The organism is Protaetiibacter mangrovi (assembly GCF_024752305.1).
Lineage (GTDB): Bacteria > Actinomycetota > Actinomycetes > Actinomycetales > Microbacteriaceae > Homoserinibacter > Homoserinibacter mangrovi.
This window is the reverse complement of the sequence record NZ_JANTHX010000015.1, coordinates 1-1,999: the sequence shown is the minus strand read 5'-3', so window position 1 is coordinate 1,999 and position 1,999 is coordinate 1. Positions and strand designations below refer to the sequence as shown.

Here is a 1,999-nt window from a genome sequence, read left to right as displayed (position 1 = left end):
GCCGCAGCCCGGCAACCCGAAGCCGCGGCTGTTCCGCTTGATCCCCGACCTCGCCGTCGTCAACCGGATGGGGTTCAACAACGCCGGCGCGGAGGCCTGCGCTCCGCGCATCGCCCGGGCGCGACGTGCCCGCATCCGTCCCGTCGTCGGCGTCAACATCGGCAAGACGAAGGTGGTGCCCGTCGAGGACGCGATCGCCGACTACCTGGAGAGCACCCGGCTGCTCGCGCCGCACGCCGACTACCTCGTCGTCAACGTCAGCTCGCCCAACACCCCGGGCCTGCGGGGCCTGCAGGAGCTCGACAAGCTGGAGCCGCTGCTCGTCGCCGTCAGGGACGCCGCCGGCGCGGTTCCGGTGCTCGTCAAGATCGCCCCCGACCTGACCGACGAGCAGGCGCTCCGCATCGCCGAGCTCGTGCTGCGGCTGGAGCTCGCGGGCATCGTCGCGACCAACACGACCCTCTCGCGCGAGGGCCTCGTCACCGACCCGGAGGTCGTGGCCGCCGCGGGGGAGGGCGGGCTCTCGGGCGCCCCGCTCGCCGCGCGCTCGCTCGCCATGCTGCGCCTGCTGCGCGCCGCCGTCGGCCCGGAGCTGTGCCTCATCTCGGTCGGCGGCGTCACCACGGGCGCCCAGGTGCGCGAGCGGCTCGACGCCGGTGCCACCCTCGTTCAGGGCTACACGGCCTTCCTGTACGAGGGCCCGTTCTGGGCCCGCGCGATCAACCGCGCGCTGCGCCCCTGATCAGACCGGGAACTGGCCGCGCTTGACCTGGGGCTTCGGCAGCCGGAGCGGGCGCAGCTGCACGGCGCGCATCGCCGCGTACCAGGTCACCTTCTCCACCTTGTCCGCCCCGAACTTCTCCGCGAGCTTGCGACGCAGCTGGCGGCCCAGCACCAGGCAGTCGATGACGACGAGCACGATGACGCCCCACACGGCGATCAGCGCGTACACGGCGACGAACTCGTTCGGGATGAAGTAGGTCAGGATCACGAGCACCATGAGCGGCAGCAGGATCTCGCCGACGCTCCAGCGCGCGTCGACGTAGTCGCGCACGTAGCGCTTCTGCGGGCCCTTGTCCCGGACGGGGAGGTACCGCTCCTCGCCGCGCTCCATCCCCGTGCGGGCGCGGTCGCGCTGCGCGTTGAGCTGCGCACGCGACGCCTTCTGCGCCGCCTTGCGGTCGTCGGGCACGAGGGGACGCTTGCGCGCCGCCTCCTGCTCCTTGCGGCTGGGGGTGGCGTGTCCCTTGCCGACGGTCTCGTCCTCCGGGGCGTGGGGGGTGGTGTCGTCGGTCGGGGTGTTCTTCGGCACGGGGTGTCCTCGCTGGTCGGGGCTTTAAGATTACCCGCATGGCTGAGTCCGACCCGTCGACCGTGTCCGCATCCACCCCCCGAGCCGACGAGCTGCGCGACGCCGTCGCCGCGGTCCTGCCCGCCGCGATCGCCGATCTGTCGGGGCTCGTGCGCATTCCGTCCGTCTCGTGGGACGGTTTCGACTTCGCCCACGTGCGCGCGAGCGCCGAGCGGGTGGCCGAGCTCGCCCGCGACCTGGGAGTGTTCGAGTCGGTCGAGGTCGTGCAGCTGCCCGTCTCCGAACCCGACTCGGATGCGCTCGGCCAGCCGGCCGTCGTCGCCTCCCGCCCGGCCCGCGGCGGGAAGCCCACGATCCTGCTGTACGCGCACCACGACGTGCAGCCCCCGGGCGACGAGGCCGACTGGGACTCGAAGCCCTTCGAGCCGACGCTGCGCGGTGATCGTCTCTACGGTCGCGGCGCCGCCGACGACAAGGCCGGGGTGATCGCCCACCTCGCCGCGATCCGCGCCTACCAGCAGGTGCTCGGCGACCCGGAGATCGGACTCGTGCTCTACGCCGAGGGGGAGGAGGAGTTCGGTTCGCGCTCGATCCTCACCTTCCTCGAGCACTACCGCGACACCTTCGACGCCGACGTCATCGTGGTCGCCGACTCGGGCAACTGGTCGGTCGACGTCCCGGCGGTGA

3 protein-coding genes are annotated in these 1,999 nt (G+C 72.4%); 2 read left to right on the top strand and 1 reads right to left on the bottom strand.

The window, feature by feature from the left end:
* The coding region (locus tag NUH29_RS14525; RefSeq protein WP_258799985.1) for a quinone-dependent dihydroorotate dehydrogenase at positions 1 to 742 on the top strand (742 nt) is incomplete at its 5' end.
* Here NUH29_RS14525 and NUH29_RS14520 read toward each other — a convergent pair.
* Positions 743 to 1,312: a DUF3043 domain-containing protein gene (locus tag NUH29_RS14520; protein WP_258799984.1), complete on the bottom strand. Its 570-nt coding sequence runs from the start codon at positions 1,310 to 1,312 to the stop codon at positions 743 to 745.
* Between the two features lie 38 nt (positions 1,313 to 1,350).
* On the opposite strand from NUH29_RS14520, the gene NUH29_RS14515 reads away from it, so the two are divergent.
* Positions 1,351 to 1,999, top strand: a 649-nt coding sequence (locus NUH29_RS14515) for a M20/M25/M40 family metallo-hydrolase (protein WP_258799983.1), incomplete at its 3' end; no start/stop codon positions are given.